The organism is Streptomyces sp. NPDC031121, assembly GCF_055570615.1.
Genome location: NZ_JBVIGV010000003.1, coordinates 522,401 through 542,745, shown reverse-complemented (window position 1 = coordinate 542,745; position 20,345 = coordinate 522,401). Strand labels below are relative to the sequence as shown.

Here is a 20,345-nt window from a genome sequence, read left to right as displayed (position 1 = left end):
GACGGCCGACCGGGGCGCGGACAGCGGACGCGTCAGCCCGCGTTGCTCACGATGAACGCGCGCACCAGCTTGCAGGTGGTGTTGGACGGCCGGTGGACGCCCGTCCGCACCGCCATCGTGCGGATCTTGCGATTGGTGGCGCGCCGGGCGTCGTACGTCCCGGAGTCGAGCAGGGATATCGCCAGCCGCATCGCCTTCAGACGGCGGTTGTGGCTCTCGTACCACTCCCGGGGCAGACCCGCGGGAAGGGGCTTCTTCTTGACGGGCATCGGGGTCCTGGCAGTGGCCATCTACAGCCTCCCAAACGGTAGTTGGCGTCCTGTCCTACTCCCTGAATTCTACCGGCGGGCGCTGACAGAACCCCCTGGCCACACCCCCTCTGACTACCCTGTGGGCCATGGAGATCTGGATCAATCCCGCCTGCTCGAAGTGCCGCAGCGCCCTCACCCTGCTGGACGCGGAGGGCGCCGACTACACCGTCCGCCGCTACCTGGAGGACGTCCCGTCAGAAACCGAGATCCGCGACGTCCTGACCCGCCTCGGCCTGGAGCCCTGGGACATCACCCGCACCGCGGACCCCCTCGCGAAGGAAACCGGCGTACGAGACCTCCCGCGCGAGCCGACGGAGGCATCCCGCACCCGCTGGATCACCCACCTGGCCACCCACCCGAAGCTGATCCAGCGCCCCATCATCACGGCAGACGACGGCACGGCGGTGGTGGCCCGCTCGGAGGAAGCGGTCCGCGAGGCCCTGTCCCGGCGGGGGTAGACGGGGCGGGGGCAGGGAGTAGGGGGGAGCCAGAGGCTCGGCGGAGGCAGGCGACGGCGGGGGTGGGGGGAACGACGGGAGCCGACGACTCGGGGTCGGGGTCGTGCTGGGGGCGTCCCGTCAGCCCATTGTCGTTCCGGCGCGGGCCGCCCTGTAAAGGGCGCGCCCGTTGGGCGCGTCGCTGCGCGATGGCCCTTGCGGGCCACCCTTGACAGGACGTCCCACACCGGAAAGACAACAAGCTGCCGGGAAGCCCCCAGAGGGAGGAACGGCCTGGGGGAGCTTGGCCACAGGGGCGTGTCAGAGCCCTTGCTCCCCCGCCCCGGCTACCCCTTCCACCCCACCGGCATCAGCCGACCCGTCGGCGGCAGCCCGGCTGGCTCTGACCGTACGAAACGACGCCCAGAGCATCATCCGCAGACAGGACCGCCCAGATCGCTACACGCCCCCCTCTGTTGGGCGCCCGTCCGCCGCCCTGGGCAGCGGAGCGCCCCAGATCGCTACACGGTCCGGTCGGATCGGCGACCGACCGCCGCCCTGGGCAGCGAAGCGCCCCAGTCCACTGCGCGTCCCTGTCTTCTCGGCGACCGCCGGTCGCCGTGGGTCGCGAAGCGGCCCAGCCCGCTCCACTCTCCTCGCGTCCGACGGTCAGCCGCCGATCCGACCGGACCGTGTAGCGATCCGACGCGCTCCCCGCCCCGGCCGGCCGCCAGACGCCGAGAAGACGGAGGCGTGTAGCGATCTGGGGCGGTCCTGTCTGCGGATGATGCTCTGGGCGTCGTTTCCTGCGGTCAAGCCAGCCGGGCCCCGGCCGACGGGTCGGCTGATGCCGGTGGCGCGCAGGGGGCCCCTGGGGCGGGAGGGCAAGCTCTCTGATGGCCCCTGATGCCTCCTGGTCCCACCAGGCCATTCCCCTGGGGGCTTCCCGGCAGCTTGTTGGCATTCCGGGGCGGGTCGTCCTGTCAAGGGTGGCCGCAAGGCCATCGCGCAGCGACGCGCCCAACGGGCGCGCCCTTTACAGGGCGGCCCGCACCGGAAGGACAATGGGCTGCCGGGACACCCCCAGTACCACCCGGCCCCGAGCCACAGGCTCCCGCCCACCCACAGCCCGCCGACGCCCTCCGACCCCGACCGCGCAGCCCCCTACTCCCCCAGCCGCCCCTCCGCCTCCGCCAGGATCTCCGTCAGCCGGGCCGCGAACCTCGCGTCGCACGCGTGCGGCGTGGCCGTGCGGGCCGCCGTCAGGAGGGCGTCCAGGGCGCGACCGTAGGCCGCCGGGACGTCCGTCCAGTTGGGGAGGGAGTGGACGCCCTCCGTGCCGCGGAGTTCCAGGCCCACCCCGGCGGCTGCGACCGGGGCGCCCAGGCTGAGGACCGCGGTGCTGGCCGCGCCGGAGGCGTGGCGCAGGGCCAGTTGGACCACGTCGGACGGCCCGCGGGCTGCCGTGACGGCAGTGACGTCGCCGAGGACCGGGATCAGGACGGACAGGACGTGCGGGCCGACGTCCCACAGCCCGCCCTTGTCCTTGCGCCACGGCGAGTCCGCGTACGCGCTGGGCGCGCCGTCCGGCGGGAAGACGGCGCCCAGCCAGTGCGCGGCCGCGGTGAACCACCCGGCGCGGCCGGTCTGCTCGCGCACCCAGGAGGCGGCCGGCTCGGCGAAGCGCAGGGTGAGGAAGACGACGGAGGAGACGCCGTGCCGGTCGGCGGCGTCGGCGACGGCGCGGGCGTCGGCGACGGTCGTGGCGACGGGCTTGTCGAGCAGCAGGTGGCAGCCGGCTGCGGCGGCTCGGACGGCGAGGGGGGCCTGGACGTCGGGCGGGAGGGCGAAGGCGGCGATGTCGCAGTCGGCGAAGAGCGCGTCGGGATCGTCGTACACCTTCACGCCGTACGTGTCGGCGAGTTCGGCGGCGGCTTCGGGCCTGCGGCCCCAGACGCCGGCGAAGTCGGTGCCTGCGTGGGCGGCGAGGGCGGGGGCGTGGGTGCGGTGCGCCCAGGGTCCTGTGCCCAGCAGGCCGACACGGGGGCGAACGGGCGGAGGGGTGGGGTCCGCGGGGTCGCCTGTGGCGATCAAATCGTACGAAATGCTCACCCGGTCAGTGTGCCGCACCCGGGCGGTGGCACGGGACGCGACCCGCACGGGCGGCCGGACCGGGTGCGTAAACGCCGGTAACACGGGGTTCACAGCCGGGCAACGGCCGGGAAATCGCGACGGGGCACGCTGCGGTCTGAACCACAGCACGCAGCGCGCAGCACGCAGCGCCCACACCCAGCACACCCACCAACACACCCCACCACGCACCGCACCCCGCACCACCCCCGCAGCCCCCGCCGGGTCTGCGCCGGAGCGACGCACCGAAGGACGGGTCCCGTGAGCTACAAGGCCGAGTACATCTGGATCGACGGCACGGCGCCGACGGCGAAGCTGCGCTCCAAGACGAAGATCCTCGCGGACGGCGCCGAGCTGCCGATCTGGGGCTTCGACGGGTCGAGCACGAACCAGGCCGAGGGCCACGCGTCCGACCGCGTCCTCCAGCCGGTGTTCTCCTGCCCGGACCCGATCCGCGGCGGGAACAACGTCCTGGTGCTGTGCGAGGTCCTGAACATCGACATGACCCCGCACGAGTCGAACACCCGCGCCCTGCTCCGCCCGGTCGCGGAGAAGTACGCGGCGCAGGAGCCGATCTTCGGCATCGAGCAGGAGTACACCTTCTTCGACGGCCAGCGCCCGCTCGGCTTCCCGGTCGGGGGCTTCCCCGCCGCGCAGGGCGGCTACTACTGCGGTGTCGGCTCGGACGAGATCTTCGGCCGGGACATCGTGGAGAAGCACCTCGACCACTGCCTGGCGGCGGGCCTGGACATCTCCGGCATCAACGCCGAGGTCATGCCCGGGCAGTGGGAGTTCCAGGTGGGCCCGCTCGGCCCGCTGGAGGTCGCGGACCAGCTGTGGGTGGCGCGCTGGCTGCTGTACCGGACCGCGGAGGACTTCAACGTCTCGGCGACGCTGAACCCGAAGCCGGTGAAGGGCGACTGGAACGGCGCGGGCGCGCACACGAACTTCTCCACGAAGGCGATGCGCGAGGACTACCGCGCGATCATCTCGGCGTGCGAGGCGCTGGGTGAGGGCGGCAAGCCGCTCGACCACGTCAAGAACTACGGCGCCGGCATCGACGAGCGCCTGACGGGCCTCCACGAGACGGCCCCGTGGAACGAGTTCAGCTACGGCGTCTCCGACCGCGGCGCGTCGGTGCGCATCCCGTGGCAGGTGGAGAAGGACGGCAAGGGCTACATCGAGGACCGCCGCCCGAACGCCAACGTGGACCCGTACGTGGTGACGCGCCTGATCACGGACACCTGCTGCGCCGGCCTGGAGAAGGACGGGCTGGTCTGACCGGCCTCCACCCCCGGCCCTGGGCCCCTGGCCCCCGGCCCCACCGGCCCACCGGCCGACGCCCCGCCCGCCGAACCCCGCTGGTTCCGGCGGGCGTTCGCGTCCCCACAACTGAATATGGGATTCCGCTCCACGGAGTGGGACGCGCCCTGCCCGGTCCGGGGCGCATCTGCTTCAATGGGCCCATGGCCAGCCCTTCGCACACCTCGACCGGTCGCAGCGACCTCGAGCCGTTCTGGCCCTCCCGTCAGGACCACGATTTCGACCGGGTGTGTTGCCGCGCGGTGAACGCGCCGGCCCTCTAAAGCCTTCCGGGACCGCCCTGCGCGGCTGTCCTGCACCGAGGCCTTCGGTCTGCGCGCGGAACGAGGACGTACGCACGTCTCCTGCCGACCACTCGCGTGAAAGAGCCGACCACCCATGTCCCAGACCCGTTCCCTGACGCCCGCCGCCGCCTCCGCGTCCGCTGCGACCGCCGCCGCCCCCGTCTTCCCCCCGCCCGGTGCGCGCCATCGGCTGCGGGCCGTCTCCGCCGGCGAGCCGGCCGGCGTGGCCGGCGTGGCCGGCCTGCTCCCGCCGGGTGCCACCTGGCTGCCGGCGCCGCAGCACACCCTGCCGGTGCTGCCGGGCCGACCGCCGATGGTCGGCTACCTGGTGCTGGTGCCGGCCGACGAACAACCGGTCCCGTCCACCCCGCAGTCCACCCCGCAGTCCGCCCCGCCCGCCATCACGGGCGACGGCCTCGTCCGCATCGACCCCGACCGGCGCACGGCCGAGGTCGGGGGCCGCGTACTCGACCTGACGTACCTGGAGTTCGAGCTGCTGGCGCACCTGGTCGCACACCCGCACCGCGTGCACACCCGCGACCAGCTGGTGACGACGGTGTGGGGGTACGGGCACGTGGGCGACGGCCGGACCGTGGACGTGCACGTCGCCCGCCTGCGCCGCAAGCTGGGCGCCGCCCACCGGGGCGCGATCCAGACGGTGCGCCGCGTCGGCTACAAGTACGCCCCCTGAGCACCGGCGGCCCGCCGGGCCGAGACGGCAGCGGGCCCGTACTCCCCCCTGTGGAGTACGGGCCCGCACGGTGCCGGTCCGGGCCGGTCCGGGCCGGTCCGGACCGGGTCTAGCCGGCGGCCTCCGCCTTGGCGCGGCGGCCGGCGAGGGCGCCGAGCAGCATGTCGACGGCGAGGAACGCCACGAGGCTGAGGCCGAGCAGCGGCACGAACCAGCCGACGGCGGCGGTCGCGGCGGCGAGCGGCAGCAGGAGCGTCACGGGCAGCTTGCGCCAGGCGCCGCGCGGCTGGGCGCGCCCGGCCGACAGGGCGCGCTCCTTGGTGGGCCGGCGCAGCCACCACATGCGGTAGCCCCAGAAGACGAGCAGCATGAGCGCGACGGCGAGGGCCGCCAGGGCGATCTGGTTGGCGAGCCCGAAGGTCTGGCCCATGTGCAGGTCGATGCCGAAGCGGGTCAGCTTGGCGAGGAGCGGGTAGTCGGAGAAGCGCAGGACGTCCATGACGCGCCCGTCGGCGGGGTCGACGGCGACGGTGTCGAAGTTGACCGGGAACTCGCGGTCCTTCTCCTTGACGACGTAGCCCTTGCCCTTCGCGGGCAGGGTGACCTGGAGGGACTCGGTGGCGCCGGCCTCGCGGGCGGCGGCGACGGCCCGGTCGATGCCGATGTCGGCGGTCGGGGGTGCCGGGGGCATCTCCATGTCCTCGGTCATGACGTGCCCGGCGTGCTCGTCGCCGCCGGCGGCCTGGCCCGGGGTGAGGGAGGCGGAGACGGAGGGAGTGGCACCGCCGAGGCGGTCCTGGAGCTGCCCGATGTTCTCGCCGGCGTACTTCGACCAGGTCAGGCCGGTCGCGGAGAGAGCGACGAGGCCGAGGGCGGCCCACAGGCCGACGGTGCCGTGCCAGGAGAGCGTCCTGCGGCGGCCGGTGGCCTTGCGGTCGGGGAGGACGAGGAGGGCCTTGCGGCTGCGGCGGCGGCCGATCCAGAGGGCGGCGCCGCCGAGGGCGACCACCCACAGCCAGCTCGCGGCGAGTTCGCTGTAGTTCCGGCCGAACTCGCCGAGCTGGAGGCTGGCGTGGAACTCGCTGAGCCAGGCGCGCAGCGGCAGGGCGTCGCCCTGCGTGGTCAGGGTGCCGTCGATCTGGGCGGTGTACGGGTCGACGAACACGGTGCGGGTCTCGCCCTCGGCGAGGCCCGGCGCCTCCATGATCACGCGCGTGGTGGCCTCGGCGTCGGGCGCGGGCCACACGGCGACGACCTTGCCTTCGGGTTCGGCGTGCCGGGCGGCGGCGACCTGGGTGCTGAGCGGTACGGCGGCCTCGCCGACGCGGTCGACGGTCAGCTCGTCCGCGTAGAGGAGCTTCTCGGCCTGCCAGGAGCCCGCGTAGAGCAGGCCGGTGGCGGCGGCGAGGAAGAGCAGCGGGGCTATGAGGAGGCCCGCGTAGAAGTGCATGCGCAGCAGGAGCGGCCGCAGGGCCGCCCATCCGCCGGGCCTGGCCTCGGGGCCGGCCGGGTCGGGGGCCGGCCCGCCGGCCGGCGCGGGTCGGGATGCAGGGATGCCGGTGCCGGTATCGGTGTCGGTGTCGGTGTCGGCGGCGTCCGCGGTGCGGGCGCCTTGGGCCTCGTCGAGAGACATGGGTGTCCTGTCGTATGGGCGAAGACATGGGGAACGGGCCCCCTGTCTCGCCCCGCCCCGCCTCCTCGCGTGGCGGGAGGCGCGCCGGTCAGGCGCGGGCGGCACGGCCGGGGGCCGTGGAGGTGGTGCCGAGGGCACTGCCGGGCCGGCGGGGCGGTCCGCGGCGTACGAGCGCGTGGGCGTGGACGGCGCCGCGCAGCCGGCGCGGCGGCGCGTACGCGGGCCGCCGGGTTGCGGGCGGCCGCGGGGTGAGGGCGGCGCGCGCCCGTACGAGGGCCAGGGCGCGGGCGAGCGGGCGGGCGGCGTGGACGGCGGCCGCGCCGAGGGCTGCGGCGAGCCGGAAGACGGCGGCCTCGCCCCGGGCGAGCCAGGCGGCGCACAGGAGCGCGGCGAGCAGGTGGGCGGCGACCATGCCGGGGCCGCCGTGCCCGGCCGTGTCGGCCAGTCGGGCCGCGGCGTCGGCGAGGGAGGTGCCTCCGGCGGCGAGGGCGTCGGCGCCCGCGGCGGCGTGCGTGTCGGCGGCTCCGGCGGGGAGCACCGTGCCGTGGAGGTGGGGGTGGCCGGGCATCGGCACGGCGGGGGCGGGCGCGGCGGCGTGGTGGTGGCCGGCCGCGGTCCCGGAGAAGGCGAGGTGCAGGGCTGCCTGGGCGGCGAGCAGGGCCGCGCCGATCGGGAGGGGGCCGCGGCGGCGTCCGGCGGCGAGCCAGGCGAGTGCGCCGGTCGCCGCGAAGGCGGCGAGGAGGCCGCGGGGCGGGATGTCGGCGCCGGACATCAGGGCGTGCCCTGCGGCGCCCAGCGCGGTGCACACCGCCGCGAAGAGCGCGGCTCGTGTGGCGCGCAGGGGCGCGGGTTGACCTGACATGGCCGGAACATGCTCGCACAGCCCGCGGCGAAGGCGGAACGTCCGCTACCGGACCCGGCGGCGCGCGCCGTGGGAGCTTGGCCGATCATGGGCGGATGAATCCGACGCCTTCGCCGGGGCCGGTCCCGGCGCGGGGGCCGCGCCCCGCGCCCGCGCCGTCGCCGGCCGCCGCACGGCCCGCCCCCGCCCCGCGGCCGGCGGTGTCCCCGTCCGGCCCGCCGCCCACCACGGGGCCGTGGCCGCTGCCCGGGGCGTGGCGCCTGCCCGCCGCCCGCCCTCTGCCGCTGGGCGGGGCCGTGTACACGGTCGGGGTGCAGCTCGGGGCGTACGCGCTGCGCGCGGTGGAGGTCCCCGGGCGGGAGCGGCTGCTGCGCGGCTGCTCGACGAACGTCGACAACCTCTCCGCGGGCCGCTGGGAGACGCTGCTGAGCAGTGCCCTGGTGGTCGAGGAGCCGTTGCCGCTGCCGTACGCGCTCCTGCTGGTCGCGGTGCTCGGGTACGCGGAGTACGCGTACGGGGCCTGGTGGACGGCCGGGGTCTTCCTGTTCGGGCACGTCGCGGCGACGCTGCTGGTGTACGGGGCGCTGCGCGGCCGGGCCGGCCCGGAGACCCGGCGGGCCCTGGACGTGGGGACGAGCTACGGGTTCAACGCCGTGCTCGGCGCGCTCACGTCGGCGCTGCCGCGCGGGCCGGTCCGCACGGCGACCCGGGTCGGGCTGCTGGCCGCCGCCGTGCAGCCGGTGCTGCGGCGCGGGCGGACGTTCACGGACGCCGGGCACCTGGCGGCGCTGGGGATAGGGGTCGGGCTGTCGCTCGCCTTCGATTACCTCTCCGCCCGAAAAGCACTGAAAATCGGATGAACCGGAACGACCGGCGCCACCTCGACGCCTCCCCTGCGCCACGCCCGCCCGTCCCTCCCCGCCGACCGAGCCCTGGAGCCGCCCGATGACCGCCACCGCCACGCCCTCGACCACCGTCGCCAACCTGCGCGACCTCGGCGGCACGCCCCTGGCCGGCGGCCGCACCGTGCGGCCGGGCCTGGTGCTGCGCTCCGGCCAGCTCGACCGGCTGGACGTGGCCGCCGACCCGGCGGTGGCGGCCCTCGGCCTGCGCACGGTGATCGACTTCCGGACGGCAGTGGAGCGCGCCGACCACCCGGACCGGATACCGCCGGGCGTGCGCCTGGTCGTGGAGGACGTCCTGGCGGACAAGGTGACTGCGGGGCGGATGCCGGCCGCGTCGCAGCTGAAGGACCTGCTGGCGGATCCGGCGCTGGCGGAGGAGCACCTGGGCGGCGGCAAGGTGACGGTGCTGTTCGCCGACATCTACCGGTCGCTGGTGAGCCTGCCGTCGGCGCAGGCCGCGTACCGGACGCTGCTGACGGAGCTGGCCGCCCCGGACGCGGGCCCGCTGCTGTTCCACTGCACGGCCGGGAAAGACCGCACGGGCTGGGGTGCGACGGTGGTGCTGGCGCTGCTCGGCGCCGACGACGACACCCTGATGGCCGAGTACCTGTCGGTGAATCCGGCCGTCCGGCAGGCGTTCGCCCGGATGATCGAGGGCTTCACCGTTTCGGGCGGCGACCCGGACATCGCGCTGGGCCTGATCGGGGTGTTCCCCTCCTACCTGGAGGCGGCACTGGACGAGGTGAGCACGCGGTACGGCTCGATGGAGAAGTACGTGCGCGAGGGGCTCGGCGTCCCGGACGGGACGGTGGAGGCGCTGCGCACCCGCCTCGTCCACTGAAACGGCTGACACGGCTGGCACGGCTGGCACGGCTGGCACGGCTGGCACCGGGGAAACGATCCGGCGGCGGGCCCCGGAGCGGTGACCATCCGGCCATTCGCTCGTTCTGCTGAACGTGACTGCGCCGGACACCGCCACCCGCCACCCGTCCCCCGCGCCGCCCGGCGTGGACGAGGCCGAGGCCGCGATCGTCGAGCACTACCCGCGGCTGGTGCGGCTCGCCTACCTGGTGCTGCCGCCCTCGCTGGGCCGCCACCGGCGCGTGCTCGGCGCCCACGCGCTGACCCAGCGGGCGCTGCCGCGCGGCACCCGGCGCACCGCCCGCGGCGGCCGGCGGGCGCGGCAGGGCCTTCCCGGGCAGCGCGGCGGGGCGGGGGCCGGCGAGGCCGGGTACGCGTACGTCCGGCTGCGCGTGCTGCGCTCCGCCCTGGAGGCCGGCGTTCCGCTGACGTTCCGGGCGCTGCCGAAGCGGGCGCAGCTGCCCGGCCTGCTGCCGCAGGTGTGGGGGCTGCGGCTGTTCCCCCGTGCGGGCGGGGCCGAGGAGCTGGCCCTGGACCAGTGGCTGGCCACCCTCGACGGGCCGGGCCGCGCCGCGTGCGTGCTGCGCGCGCTGGAGGGGCTGCCCGGGCCGGAGGTGCTGCGGGTGCTCGCCGAGGCGGGGGTCGCCGATCCGGCCGCGGCGGTCGCGGAGTCGGGGGACCCGGTCCACGACGCCCTGTTCGCCGCCCCCGAGTTCGATCCGTGCGTGCTCCAGGCGCGCCCCACCGACCTGCTGCGCCGGCGCCGCCTCGGGCGGGCCGCGCTGGCGGCCGGAGCGGCGCTCGCCGTGGGCGGGGCGCTGCTCGCGCTGCCCGGCGGCGGGTGGGGGGCGGACGGGGCCGCGGCTCCGCCGTACGCGCGGAACGCGGCAGCCGAGCAGGCCCTGGACCCCGCCAAGCTGATCCGGGTCGTGCCCTCGCTGTGGCGTACGTCGTCCCGTACGGGCTTCTCGACCTGGCCGGCCCGTGGCGACCGTGTCGGCGACTCCGCGCTGCTGCGCCGCGCGCTGGCGGTGTGGGCGCGGCCCGGCGCGGCCGTCGCCGCGTCGGCGACGCCCGGCACCCCGCCCGGTCCGCCGATGGGCCCGGCGCAGCTGCTGTTCGCGGGGACCGTCGACCAGGCGGTCGTGGTACTGCTGTACGACGGCCTGCGCGTGGTCCGGTACGCGGAGCCGGTCGCGGGGACCTCGGTGGCGGCGCTGGACTTCGCGCGGACCGACGGCGCGTCCGCGGAGACCGCGTCGGCACTGGTGCTGGGCCGGGTCGACGGCAACGTCCGCTTCCTGACGGCGCCGTGGGTGACCGGTGCGGCGGTCCGGGACCTGCTGAAGCCGGGCGAGCAGGCGACGGCCCTGACGCGGGACGCGCACGGGGTCACCCCGCCCGTGCCGAGCCCCGCGCCCGGCGGCACCTGCGCCTCCTGGAACGCGCTGGCGCTCACCGGCGAGGGCGGGGCCCGGCTGGTCACCGACCTCGGCGAGCTGGTCCCGGCCCGGCTGACCTCGGGCGCGCCGGGCGCGGAGCGGGACGTGGCGCAGGCCGGGGAACTGGGCGAGTGGTCGCGGATCGCCTGCCTGCTGCCGTCGTTCCGCTCGAACGGGGTCCGCTCGGTGAACGCCTGGGCGTACGCCCGGCAGGCACTGCCGGAGGGCGGGGGCACGGCGTCGTGGCTGTGCACGCGGGCCGAGACCTGGGCGGGCGTACGGGACCGGGTGCAGGCGCAGTTCGTGGCGCCGGGCGAGGCGGTGGCCGCGCTGGTGGCGCAGGCGGAGGGCTCGCCGGCCTGCGGTCCGCGGGAGCCGCGCGTCCTGGCGGGCGTGCAGTGGAAGTCGAAGGGCGGCCAGTGGTACGTGCTGGCCGCGGGCAGTGCGCAGTTCGCCTCGCTGTCCGTGTCGGGCGGCGGGGTGAGCGGGGCGTCGGCGGGGAGCCGGCTGGCGGTGAAGACGCCGGCGGGCGCGCAGGTCGCCGTGTCGGGCAGGCTCACGGACGGGACGAAGGCGGGCCCGCTGGGCGGACCCCGGCCCTGACGGCGCCCGCCGGGCGGACCCCGGCCCTGACGGCGGGCCTCGCCCGCCTGCGGCCTCCTCCGGTGGCGCCGGGGGGTTTTCCCGCTCCCCGCCCGCCAGTACATTGACGCCATGTCTAACAAGCCGCTCGCCCCCGCCCGCGTGGCGTCGGAGCACACGGAGCTCAAGGCGCGGAACGTGTCCTTCGGATGGGAGGACACCCCGCTCCACTGGCTGCCCGGCGACCCCTTCGCCACGCACACCATCAACGTGCTGCACCTGCTCCTGCCCGCGGGCGAGCGGTGGTTCGTGCACGTGTACAAGCAGGTCCTCCCCCACATACGGGACGAGCGGCTGCGCGCGGACGTCATCGGGTTCATCGGGCAGGAGGCCGTGCACGCCGCCGCGCACGACGACGTGCTGCCCCACCTCCGGAGGCAGGGCCTCGACCCCACCCCGTACACCGCCCAGGTGGACTGGCTCTTCGAGAAGCTGCTCGGCGACCGGACCCTGCCGCCCGGCAGGGCGCGGCACTGGTGGCTCATGGAGCGGGTGGCGATGATCGCGGCGATCGAGCACTACACGGCGTTCCTCGGCGACTGGATCCTGAACGCGGACGAGTTGGACCGCCGCGGCGCCGACCCCGTGATGCTCGACCTGCTGCGCTGGCACGGCGCCGAGGAGGTCGAGCACCGCTCGGTGGCCTTCGACCTCTTCCTGCACGTCGACGGCGGCTACCGGCGGCGCGTGCGGACCTGGGCGACCGCGTTCGCGTCGCTGGTGTGGCTGTGGCAGCGCGGCGTCCGCTTCTTCATGGACAACGATCCCGAGCTGGTCGCCGCCAGGGCCTCGCTCGGGCAGTTCTTCCGGGCCGGCCAGCAGGGGGTCCTGCCGTCCACCGGGGCGATGCTGAGGTCCATACCGACCTACCTGTCCCGTACCTACCACCCGTCGCAGGAGGGTTCCACGGCGCAGGCGGCGGCCTACCTCGCCTCCTCCCCCGGCGCGAACGGGGGTGCCCGGCCGTGACGCGGGCCCTCAAGGCCGCCGCGGTGGCCGGCGCGGTCCTCGTGGCGCGCCGCGCCCTGCGCGCCCGCATCTCCCGCTCGCCGCTGTGGCCGCTGCCCGCGCTGGCGGAGCCGGTGTCCGGGCACTCGCCGCGCCGACGGCTGCGCGCGCGGATCGCCTCGCGCACCGAGCCCGCCCAGGGCGTGGTACGGCTGGTGCTGGAGTCGCCCGAGCTGCCGGAGTGGGCTCCCGGGGCGCACGTCGACGTTGTGCTGCCGTCCGGGCTGGTCCGCCAGTACAGCCTGTGCGGCGACCCGGCCGACCGCGGCCGCTACACGATCGCGGTCCGGCTGGTGGCGGACGGGCGGGGCGGCTCCCGCGAGGTGCACGACCGGCTCGCGGAGGGCGGTGTGCTGGAACTGCGGCCGCCGCGCAACCGGTTCGCGCTGGAGCCGGCCGCCTCCTACGTGTTCGTCGCCGGCGGCATCGGCATCACCCCGATCCTGCCGATGGTCCGCGCGGCCGCCGCGGCCGGCGCCGGCTGGACGCTGCTGTACGGGGGCCGCAGCCGCGCCACGATGCCGTTCCTGCCGGAACTCGCCGAACTCGCCGCGTCCGCCGGGCCGTCCGCCCGGGTCGCCGTCGTCCCCGAGGACGAGGCGGGCCTGCCCGACCTGGCCGCCCTGCTCGCCGCGTCCGCCCCGGACGCGCTCGTCTACGCCTGCGGGCCCGAGCCGCTGACGGCCGCGCTCCTCGCCGCCGCCCCGGACCCCTCGCGCGTACGGCTGGAACGTTTCGCCCCGGCATCGTCCTCCGGCGGCGCCGGCGACCGGCCGTTCACCATCGAACTGCGCCGCTCCGGCCGCACGGTCGAGGTCGCGGCCGGTGAGTCGGCGCTGGCCGCCGTCCGCCGCGAGCTGCCCGACACCCCGTACTCCTGCGGGCAGGGCTTCTGCGGCACCTGTCGGCAGCGGGTCCTGGCGGGCCCCGTGGACCACCGTGACGGGCTCCTCACCGACGCCGAGCAGGGGGACTCGATGCTGCTGTGCGTCTCCCGCGCGCGGGAGGAACGCCTGGTCCTGGACCTCTGAGCGGCGGGGCGGCGCCCCAAGGCCCCGCGCGGGGCGGGCAGTAGGGTGTCGGCATGACAACCGGGGTGCGGCGCAGGATGGGTGTCGAGGAGCGGCGGGAGCAGCTGATCGGGGTGGCCCTCCAGCTGTTCAGCGACCGGGCGCCCGAGGACGTGTCGATCGACGAGATCGCGGCGGCGGCCGGCATATCGCGGCCGCTCGTCTACCACTACTTCCCGGGGAAGCTGAGCCTGTACGAGGCCGCGCTGCGGCGGGCGGCCGACGAGTTGGCGCAGCGGTTCGTCGAACCGCAGGAGGGGCCGCTCGGGACGAGGCTGCTGCGGGTGATGGGCCGGTTCTTCGCGTTCGTCGACGACCACGGGCCCGGTTTCTCCGCTCTGATGCGGGGCGGGCCGGCCGTCGGGTCCACACGGACCAACGCGATGATCGACGAGGTGCGGCAGGCGGCGTACGAGCAGATCCTGCGGCACCTGGGGATCGGCGAGCCTCCGGCGCGGCTCCGGCTGGTGGTCCGCTCGTGGGTCTCGCTCGCCGAGTCGACGGCGCTGCTGTGGCTGGACGGGCGGGAGATCCCGCGGTCGGAGCTGGAGCTCCAGCTGGTGCACGACTTCGCGGCCCTGGCGGCCGTGAGCGCCGCGTACGACGCGGAGATGGCCGGTGTGCTGGCGCGGATCCTGGCGCACGAGCCGGCGGACGGGCCGTTCGGCGAACTGGTGGCGCGCCTGGCGTCGCTGGTCCCGGGTGACGCGGGCCCGGCGCCCGGGACGGCCTCCGGACCGGCCCCGGAAGCCCGTTGATCATCGCGTGATAATACGCGCGTGAGCATTGACGACATGATCCTGTTCCGGCGGGCCGTGGAGACGGATGCCGGCATGCTGGCGGGCCTGTTCGACCGGGCCGCCCGCTGGATGCAGCAGAACGGCATCGAGCAGTGGAAGCCCGGGGACAGGGACGCCGCGCACTTCGCGGCGCGGATGCGCGACGGCGAGGTGTGGCTCGCGGTCGGCTCCGAGGGGCGGATCGCCGGCGCCTACGAGCTGTGGTGGTCGGACGAGGAGGCCTGGGGCGTGCAGCCCCCGGTCGCCGGGTACGTCCACCGGCTGATGGTGGAGCGCAGGACCGCGCCCGCGGGGACCGGCCGGCGGATGCTCGAACACGCCGAGCGCCGGATCGCCGGCTCGGGTCTGCCGCGGGCGCGGCTGGACTGCCTCTCCACCAACCCCCGGCTGCTCGCGTACTACCAGGACGCGGGCTACCGGGTGGTCGGGGAGTTCCCCCACAAGGAGGGCAGGGACGGCCGCGTCTACGGGGTGGTGCTCCTGGAGAAGCGGCTCGACCGGCTCAGCGTCGTGTGAAGACCGCGACCGTCCGCGCCGGGACGGTGAACCCTCCCGTCCTCGCCTCGTACCCGGCCTGCCGGGCCACCGGGTCGGAGCCCGCGGCCTGCACCGGGTGGAGCCGGTAGCCGGTGCCCGCGAGGGCGGGGACGCGCTGCTCCTGGGTCTGCGGGGTGGCGTTGAAGACGACGGTGAGGTCGCCGAGCACCATCGTGATCACGCCGGGCGTCTCCTCCTTCCCGGAGAGCGGGAAGGCGAGCGCCGCCTGGATCTGTTCCGCGGTGCCTAGCCGGAAGGACGGCTCGGTGGTGCGGATGCGCAGCAGGTCGCGGTAGGCGGCCGAGGCGCCGTTGATGTCGGAGCAGCCGGGGGCGGGGCCGGTCAGCAGGGGCTTGGCGTACGTCCACTTCGGCTTGTTGTCGGCTGCCGGGGGCAGGCCGCGGCCGAATCCGTTGCCGGCGCGGCAGTCCCAGTGGATGGCGTTGAACCAGTCCCCGCTGTCGTAGGAGTTGCGGTCGAGGGACTTGGAGCGGAGCAGGTCCGTGCCCGCCTGGGACAGGGCGGGGCCCTGGGAGAGGGCGGAGACGGCCATCGCCAGGACCTGCATGCGGGCCCGGTCGGCGGTGGGGGTGTCCTGCGGGAGCTTGAACGCCAGGGCGTCGTAGAGGGTTTCGTTGTCGTGGGCGTCGGAGTAGGCGAGGGCGTCGCCGGGGGCGGCCGCGTAGCCGGCCGGGGCGCCGTTGTAGTCGACCTCGGAGCCCTTGACGCGGCGCCCGGAGGTGTCGGTGAAGGTGTACGAGGCGAGGTTGCCGGAGAGGCCGACCTTGATCAGGTCCTGGTCGTGCAGCAGGCGGGCCCGCTGCTCGGCCGGGCCGCCGTTCGCGGGCGAGCCGTTGGGGGCGGTGAACAGGCCGGAGGCGAAGCCCTGGACGCGCGGGTCCTCGTCGAAGGGGCCGCCGCCTCGGACGGCGTCGCGGGCCCGGTCGGAGAAGGTGGCGATGCCGGTGCCCGCCATGTTGGCCTGGGTGGCCTGGACGAAGCGGGCGTCGTTCGCGACCTCGCCGAAGTTCCAGCCCTCGCCGTACAGGACGATCCGCTTGCCGTCGACGCCGTCCTTCTCCATGGTCAGGGCGTCGAGGGCCTTGCGGACGGCCAGGATGTTGTCCTTCGGGTGGTGCCCCATCAGGTCGAAGCGGAACCCGTCGACCTTGTACTCCTTCGCCCAGGTGGTGATCGAGTCGACGACGAGGCGGCCCATCATGGCGTTCTCGGGCGCGGTGTTGGCGCAGCAGGTGGAGGTGGCGACGCTGCCGTCCGGCAGGAGCCGCTGGTAGTAGCCGGGGACGATCCGGTCGAGGACGGACTTGCCGTCCTGCCCGGAGGCCACGGTGTGGTTGTAGACGACGTCCATGACGGTGCGCAGGCCGGCGCCGTTCAGCGACTGGACCATCTTGCGGAACTCGACGGTCCGGGCGGTGCCGTCCGGGTTGCTGGCGTAGCTGCCCTCGGGGACGGTGTAGTGCAGGGGGTCGTAGCCCCAGTTGTAGGAGTCCTTCGCGGCCGCGGCGGCGATGCAGGCCTGCTGCTCCTCGGAGTCCGGTGCGTACATCTTCAGGTCGCAGGCCGGTTCGGTGCGGTCGCCGGGCTTCTCGGGGATGGTGCCGATGTCGAACGCCGGCAGGAGGTGGACGTAGGAGGTTCCGGCGGCGGCGAGGTCGCGCAGGTGCCGCATGCCCTTGGAGTCGGCGTCGGTGAAGGCCAGGTACTGGCCGGGGTGTTTGCTGGTGGGGTCGGCGACGGAGAAGTCGCGGATGTGGAGTTCCTGGATCTGCGCCGAGGTGAAGGGGACGGCGGCGGGCTTGTTCAGCTGCCGCCAGCCGGGCGGGGCGAGCTTCGGGTCGGCGAGGTCGACGGCGAGGCTGGCCGCCGAGTCGGCGGTGAGGGCGGTGGAGTAGGGGTCGGTGACGAGGTTGCGGACGATCCGGCGGGGGCCGGGCGCCCAGACGGTGACGGCGTACCGGTAGGGCTTGCCGGTCCAGGAGCGCTCGCCGCGCGCCGACCAGACGCCGGTGGCGTCGTCGCGGCGCATCGGCAGGATGCGGCCGTCGAGTTCGAGCTCGACGGTGCGGGCGGTCGGCGCCCACACCGACAGGGTGGGCCGGCCGTCCTTGAAGACGGGGCCGAGCGCGCTCTTGTTCGCGTACAGGTCGTCGAGGACTCCGGCGAGCTGGACGCCGGTGGCGGCGAGGACCGCCCCGTTCGCGGCCCGTGCGGAGGCCGCGAGCTGGCCGCGCAGGGCGTCCCGGACGCGGTCGCGGTCCCGGGCGTCCACGCGGTGCGCGGTGTATCCGGCGAGGTGGGGGAACTTCTGCTTCTGCGCGTCGGTCAGCTGGGCCGGGGTGAGCCGGATCCACTGCGCCGTCCCGGTCAGGGTGCCGTTCTCGGCCTTGACCGACCCGTCGGCGGAGGCGAGGAGCTGGACGGACGCGGCGGCCGCGGGGGCGTTCCAGGCGAGGGTGTCCCGGTCGATCCAGACGGCGTGCGCCGTGCCGAGGTCGAGGGCGGCGGCGGAGCCCGCCGGCTGCGGCAGCAGGTAGGGGGCCCGTCCGGCGAGCATCCACACCTCGTGGCCGACGGCTTTGAGGTCGAGCGACTGGTCGGTGGGCAGGTCCTTCTCGTCGCCCTTGTGGACGATGTAGCTCAGCGACTCGGCTCCGGCCGCGAGGGGCACCTCGAAGACGGCTCCGTAGGAGTCGATGCGGGCGGGGGCCAGCGGCTTGGACCAGTCGGTGGGGGCGGCGGCGCCGGCCCAGACGTGCAGGCCCCAGCCGTCGTAGCGGCCGTCGGCGCGCTGGTAGTGCAGGACGGCCTTGGAGCGGTCCTGCGGCGGGTACGCGGGCCGCTCGGTGCGCACGGCCTCCTGGCCCTGCTCCAGCCAGACCTCGCCGGTGCGGGTCACGTCGAGGGTGCGGTCCGCGGCGACGTCCTTGTTGCCGTCCTTGTCGATGACGAGGTAGCCGATCGAGGAGGCGCCGGGCTTGAGGCGGACGTACGCGAACGCCCCGTAGGCGTCGCGGCCGGTGAAGGCGTGCCCCTCGGGCCAGGGGGTCGCCTCGCCTTCGGCGAGGTCGCCCCAGGCGTAGAGCCGCCAGTTCGTGTAGTCGCCGTCGGGGCGGCGGTAGTGGACGACGGCGTACTCGCGCTGTGTGGCGGTGGGCACCCCGACGGGCGGCAGCTGCCCGGCCGACGAGGCGGCGAGCGCGCTCGCGGTGCGCCCGGCGGCGTCGACGACGACGGCCTTGTACCGCAGCGGGGTGCCGGGCTTGGCGTCGACGTGCTGGGTCACCTGGTAGGGGGCGTGGTCGGCGGAGCCGAGGACCTGCCAGGGGCCGTTGCCGGCCTGCGCGGCGAAGACGACCCGGTTCAGGCCGCCGCCGCTGACCTCGGCGGACACCTCGACGGTTCCGGCGGCGCCGGCCGCGGGGGCCTTCAGGGTCAGGGCGGGCTTGGCCGCCGGCGCGGCGACCGGGTCGAGGGCCCGGAGGACGACCGTGCCGAGGGCGGGCAGCGGGACGGTCAGCTTGCCGTCGGCGGTGGCGCGGATGATCGCGGTGCCGCCGTACAGGGTGCGGTACTGGGCTCCGGCCGGGGCGTCGATGCGGACGGTGCGCTCCTCGGTCGCGTTGTTCGCGGCGACGAGGTACTCGTGGCGCGGGGCGGGGCGGGCCTTGTCCCTGCCGCCCTTGCCCTTGCCGCCCTTGTCCGCGGCGGGGGCGTCGGTGCGGGCGAAGGCGTAGACGGAGCCGTCGTTCAGGCGCTCGCTCTGGACGCCGTCCCGCAGGGCCGGGTGCTCGCGGGTGAGCTTGGAGAGCGCGGCGATCTGCCGGTAGAGGGGGTGGGAGGGGTCGTAGGCGTCGGCGGCGTGGGTGCGGTCGGTGCCGAGCTGGTCGTCGTCGAGGTAGTCGGCGCTCTTGGACGCGAAGAGGGGCTGGCGGGCGTCCTTGTCGCCGCCGGCTCCGGTGAAGCCCTGCTCGTCGCCGGAGTAGACGACGGGGTTGCCGCGGTTGAGGAACATCAGCTCGTTGGCGAGCCGGTAGCGGGCCAGGAGCTCCTTCTCCTCCGCGCCGGGCCGGTCCTGGCGCAGGAAGGTGCCGAAGCGGCCCATGTCGTGGTTGCCGAGGAAGGTGACCTGCTCGTAGGCGTTCGCCTTGTCGGTGGTGTACCGGTAGTCGTCGGCGAGGACCGCGGAGAGGCGTCCGGCGCCGGCGCCCTGGGAGGCGTAGGCGCGGATGGCGTCCTGGAGCGGGAAGTCGAGGGTGGCGTCGAGGCGGCCGCGGGTGACGTAGGGGGAGGTGACGGCGGTGTCGGCGGAGTAGACCTCGCCGAACATGAAGAAGTCCTTGCGGCCCTGCTTTGCGGCGTACTTGTCGAGGGCGGTGGCCCACTGGGTCCAGAAGCCGGTGTTGACGTGCTTGACCGTGTCGATGCGGAAGCCGTCGATACGGAAGTCCTTGACCCACTTCTCGTAGATCTTCTGCATGCCGCTGACGACCTCGGGGCGCTCGGTCCACAGGTCGTCGAGGCCGAAGAAGTCGCCGTGCTCGGAGGACTCGCCGGCGAAGGTGGAGTCGCCCCGGTTGTGGTACATCGCCGGGTCGTTGAGCCAGGCGGGGACCTTGAGGTTCTTCTTGGCCTCGGGGACGAAGGGGGTGCGGGGGAACGCGGAGAGGTCGGTGGCGGGGAACTTCCGGCCGCCGGCCGCGTAGTCGGCGTCGTCGAAGGGGACGCCGTCCTTGGTGAGGTAGGGGAAGGCGCCCTTCGACAGGTAGGAGTAGGACTGCTCCTTGTAGTCGACGACGTCGGCGGTGTGGTTGGTGATGACGTCGAAGAAGACCTTCATCCCCTTGGCGTGCGCCTTGTCGATGAGCCGGGTCAGGTCGTCGTTGGTGCCGAAGTGGGGGTCGACCTGCGTGAAGTCGGTGATCCAGTAGCCGTGGTAGCCGGCGGAGACGTCGTCGCCCTTGCCCTGCACGGGCTGGTTCTTGAAGATCGGCGCCATCCAGATGGCGGTGGTGCCGAGGCCCTTGATGTAGTCGAGCCGGTCGGTGAGGCCCTTGAGGTCGCCGCCCTGGTAGAAGCCCTTGTCGGCGGGGTCGAAGCCGGTTTCCAGGCGGGTGCCGGTCAGGCCGCCGGTGTCGTTGCGGCGGTCGCCGTTGGCGAACCGGTCGGGGAGGACGAAGTAGAACTGCTCGCGGGTGAGGTCGTGCCGCGCGGGCTCGGCGGCGAGGGCCGCGTCGGAGGGCGGGGCCGGCGGCCGGGCGGCTGTGGCGGCCGCGGCGGGCAGGGCGGGCAGGAGCGTCGCCGCCAGGGCGGCGGCGAGGACTCCTGCGGCTGGGCGGTTCAAGGCGTCGTCTCCTCGGGTGCGGGGCGGCGGGCCGCCCGGCGCGG

15 protein-coding genes are annotated in these 20,345 nt (G+C 74.9%); 10 read left to right on the top strand and 5 right to left on the bottom strand.

Annotation, left to right across the window (positions count from 1 at the left end; all coding sequences use genetic code 11):
• Positions 1–32: 32 nt before the first annotated feature.
• The gene (locus ACZ462_RS08025; RefSeq protein ID WP_467806852.1) at positions 33–290 is read right to left on the bottom strand and encodes a hypothetical protein; all 258 of its coding nucleotides are present in this window, start codon (positions 288–290) and stop codon (positions 33–35) included.
• 107 nt (positions 291–397) lie between these two features.
• Between ACZ462_RS08025 and ACZ462_RS08020 the strand changes: the two genes are divergently transcribed.
• Complete coding sequence (locus ACZ462_RS08020; protein ID WP_467806850.1) at positions 398–769, top strand: ArsC/Spx/MgsR family protein; 372 nt, start codon at positions 398–400, stop codon at positions 767–769.
• A 1,143-nt stretch (positions 770–1,912) separates the two neighbouring features.
• Here ACZ462_RS08020 and ACZ462_RS08015 read toward each other — a convergent pair.
• Positions 1,913–2,854: a Gfo/Idh/MocA family protein gene (locus ACZ462_RS08015; protein WP_467806875.1), complete on the bottom strand. Its 942-nt coding sequence runs from the start codon at positions 2,852–2,854 to the stop codon at positions 1,913–1,915.
• Positions 2,855–3,139: 285 nt separating this feature from the next.
• On the opposite strand from ACZ462_RS08015, the gene glnII reads away from it, so the two are divergent.
• Positions 3,140–4,159, top strand: a complete 1,020-nt coding sequence (glnII, locus tag ACZ462_RS08010; RefSeq protein ID WP_467806849.1) for a glutamine synthetase — start codon at positions 3,140–3,142, stop codon at positions 4,157–4,159.
• Between the two features lie 420 nt (positions 4,160–4,579).
• Positions 4,580–5,176, top strand: coding sequence for a winged helix-turn-helix domain-containing protein (locus tag ACZ462_RS08005; protein ID WP_467806848.1), 597 nt, complete (start codon positions 4,580–4,582; stop codon positions 5,174–5,176).
• Between the two features lie 109 nt (positions 5,177–5,285).
• Here the strand turns inward: ACZ462_RS08005 and ACZ462_RS08000 are convergent, their stop codons facing one another.
• Both ACZ462_RS08000 and ACZ462_RS07995 read right to left on the bottom strand, forming a co-directional pair.
• Positions 5,286–6,809: a PepSY-associated TM helix domain-containing protein gene (locus tag ACZ462_RS08000; protein WP_467806846.1), complete on the bottom strand. Its 1,524-nt coding sequence runs from the start codon at positions 6,807–6,809 to the stop codon at positions 5,286–5,288.
• Positions 6,810–6,897: 88 nt separating this feature from the next.
• A complete protein-coding gene (locus ACZ462_RS07995) occupies positions 6,898–7,671 on the bottom strand; it encodes a hypothetical protein (protein ID WP_467806845.1) in 774 nt (257 codons plus the stop codon).
• A 95-nt stretch (positions 7,672–7,766) separates the two neighbouring features.
• Between ACZ462_RS07995 and ACZ462_RS07990 the strand changes: the two genes are divergently transcribed.
• From ACZ462_RS07990 to ACZ462_RS07960, 7 genes are all read left to right on the top strand, one after another.
• Positions 7,767–8,531, top strand: coding sequence for a rhomboid-like protein (locus ACZ462_RS07990; RefSeq protein WP_467806844.1), 765 nt, complete (start codon positions 7,767–7,769; stop codon positions 8,529–8,531).
• A gap of 85 nt (positions 8,532–8,616) precedes the next feature.
• Positions 8,617–9,417 carry a tyrosine-protein phosphatase gene (locus tag ACZ462_RS07985; protein WP_467806843.1) on the top strand — a complete coding sequence of 267 codons (801 nt, stop codon included), beginning with the start codon at positions 8,617–8,619 and terminating at the stop codon, positions 9,415–9,417.
• Positions 9,418–9,532: 115 nt separating this feature from the next.
• On the top strand, positions 9,533–11,482 hold the full coding sequence (locus tag ACZ462_RS07980; protein WP_467806842.1) for a hypothetical protein: 1,950 nt from the start codon (positions 9,533–9,535) through the stop codon (positions 11,480–11,482).
• 111 nt (positions 11,483–11,593) lie between these two features.
• Positions 11,594–12,490 (top strand): metal-dependent hydrolase, encoded by an 897-nt coding sequence (locus ACZ462_RS07975; protein WP_467806841.1) that lies wholly within the window; start codon positions 11,594–11,596, stop codon positions 12,488–12,490.
• Entirely contained in the window at positions 12,487–13,560 is a 1,074-nt protein-coding gene (locus ACZ462_RS07970) for a PDR/VanB family oxidoreductase (RefSeq protein WP_467806839.1), read from the top strand. Before ACZ462_RS07975 ends, ACZ462_RS07970 begins: the two co-directional genes overlap by 4 nt.
• Positions 13,561–13,613: 53 nt before the next feature.
• Positions 13,614–14,357: a TetR/AcrR family transcriptional regulator gene (locus tag ACZ462_RS07965; RefSeq protein WP_467806838.1), complete on the top strand. Its 744-nt coding sequence runs from the start codon at positions 13,614–13,616 to the stop codon at positions 14,355–14,357.
• Between the two features lie 36 nt (positions 14,358–14,393).
• Positions 14,394–14,915 carry a GNAT family N-acetyltransferase gene (locus tag ACZ462_RS07960; RefSeq protein WP_467806874.1) on the top strand — a complete coding sequence of 174 codons (522 nt, stop codon included), beginning with the start codon at positions 14,394–14,396 and terminating at the stop codon, positions 14,913–14,915.
• Here ACZ462_RS07960 and pulA read toward each other — a convergent pair.
• Positions 14,902–20,301, bottom strand: coding sequence for a pullulanase-type alpha-1,6-glucosidase (pulA, locus tag ACZ462_RS07955; RefSeq protein ID WP_467806837.1), 5,400 nt, complete (start codon positions 20,299–20,301; stop codon positions 14,902–14,904). The two genes, ACZ462_RS07960 and pulA, sit on opposite strands and share 14 nt — an antisense overlap.
• Positions 20,302–20,345: the final 44 nt, after the last annotated feature.

Bases quoted from the DNA above. Each gene is read 5' to 3' on its own strand.
- ACZ462_RS08025 (WP_467806852.1), bottom strand. From the start codon at position 290: ATGGCCACTGCCAGGACCCCGATGCCCGTCAAGAAGAAGCCCCTTCCC.
- ACZ462_RS08020 (WP_467806850.1), top strand. From the start codon at position 398: ATGGAGATCTGGATCAATCCCGCCTGCTCGAAGTGCCGCAGCGCCCTC.
- ACZ462_RS08005 (WP_467806848.1), top strand. From the start codon at position 4,580: ATGTCCCAGACCCGTTCCCTGACGCCCGCCGCCGCCTCCGCGTCCGCT.
- ACZ462_RS08000 (WP_467806846.1), bottom strand. From the start codon at position 6,809: ATGTCTCTCGACGAGGCCCAAGGCGCCCGCACCGCGGACGCCGCCGAC.
- ACZ462_RS07995 (WP_467806845.1), bottom strand. From the start codon at position 7,671: ATGTCAGGTCAACCCGCGCCCCTGCGCGCCACACGAGCCGCGCTCTTC.
- ACZ462_RS07990 (WP_467806844.1), top strand. From the start codon at position 7,767: ATGAATCCGACGCCTTCGCCGGGGCCGGTCCCGGCGCGGGGGCCGCGC.
- ACZ462_RS07985 (WP_467806843.1), top strand. From the start codon at position 8,617: ATGACCGCCACCGCCACGCCCTCGACCACCGTCGCCAACCTGCGCGAC.
- ACZ462_RS07975 (WP_467806841.1), top strand. From the start codon at position 11,594: ATGTCTAACAAGCCGCTCGCCCCCGCCCGCGTGGCGTCGGAGCACACG.
- ACZ462_RS07965 (WP_467806838.1), top strand. From the start codon at position 13,614: ATGACAACCGGGGTGCGGCGCAGGATGGGTGTCGAGGAGCGGCGGGAG.
- ACZ462_RS07960 (WP_467806874.1), top strand. From the start codon at position 14,394: ATGATCCTGTTCCGGCGGGCCGTGGAGACGGATGCCGGCATGCTGGCG.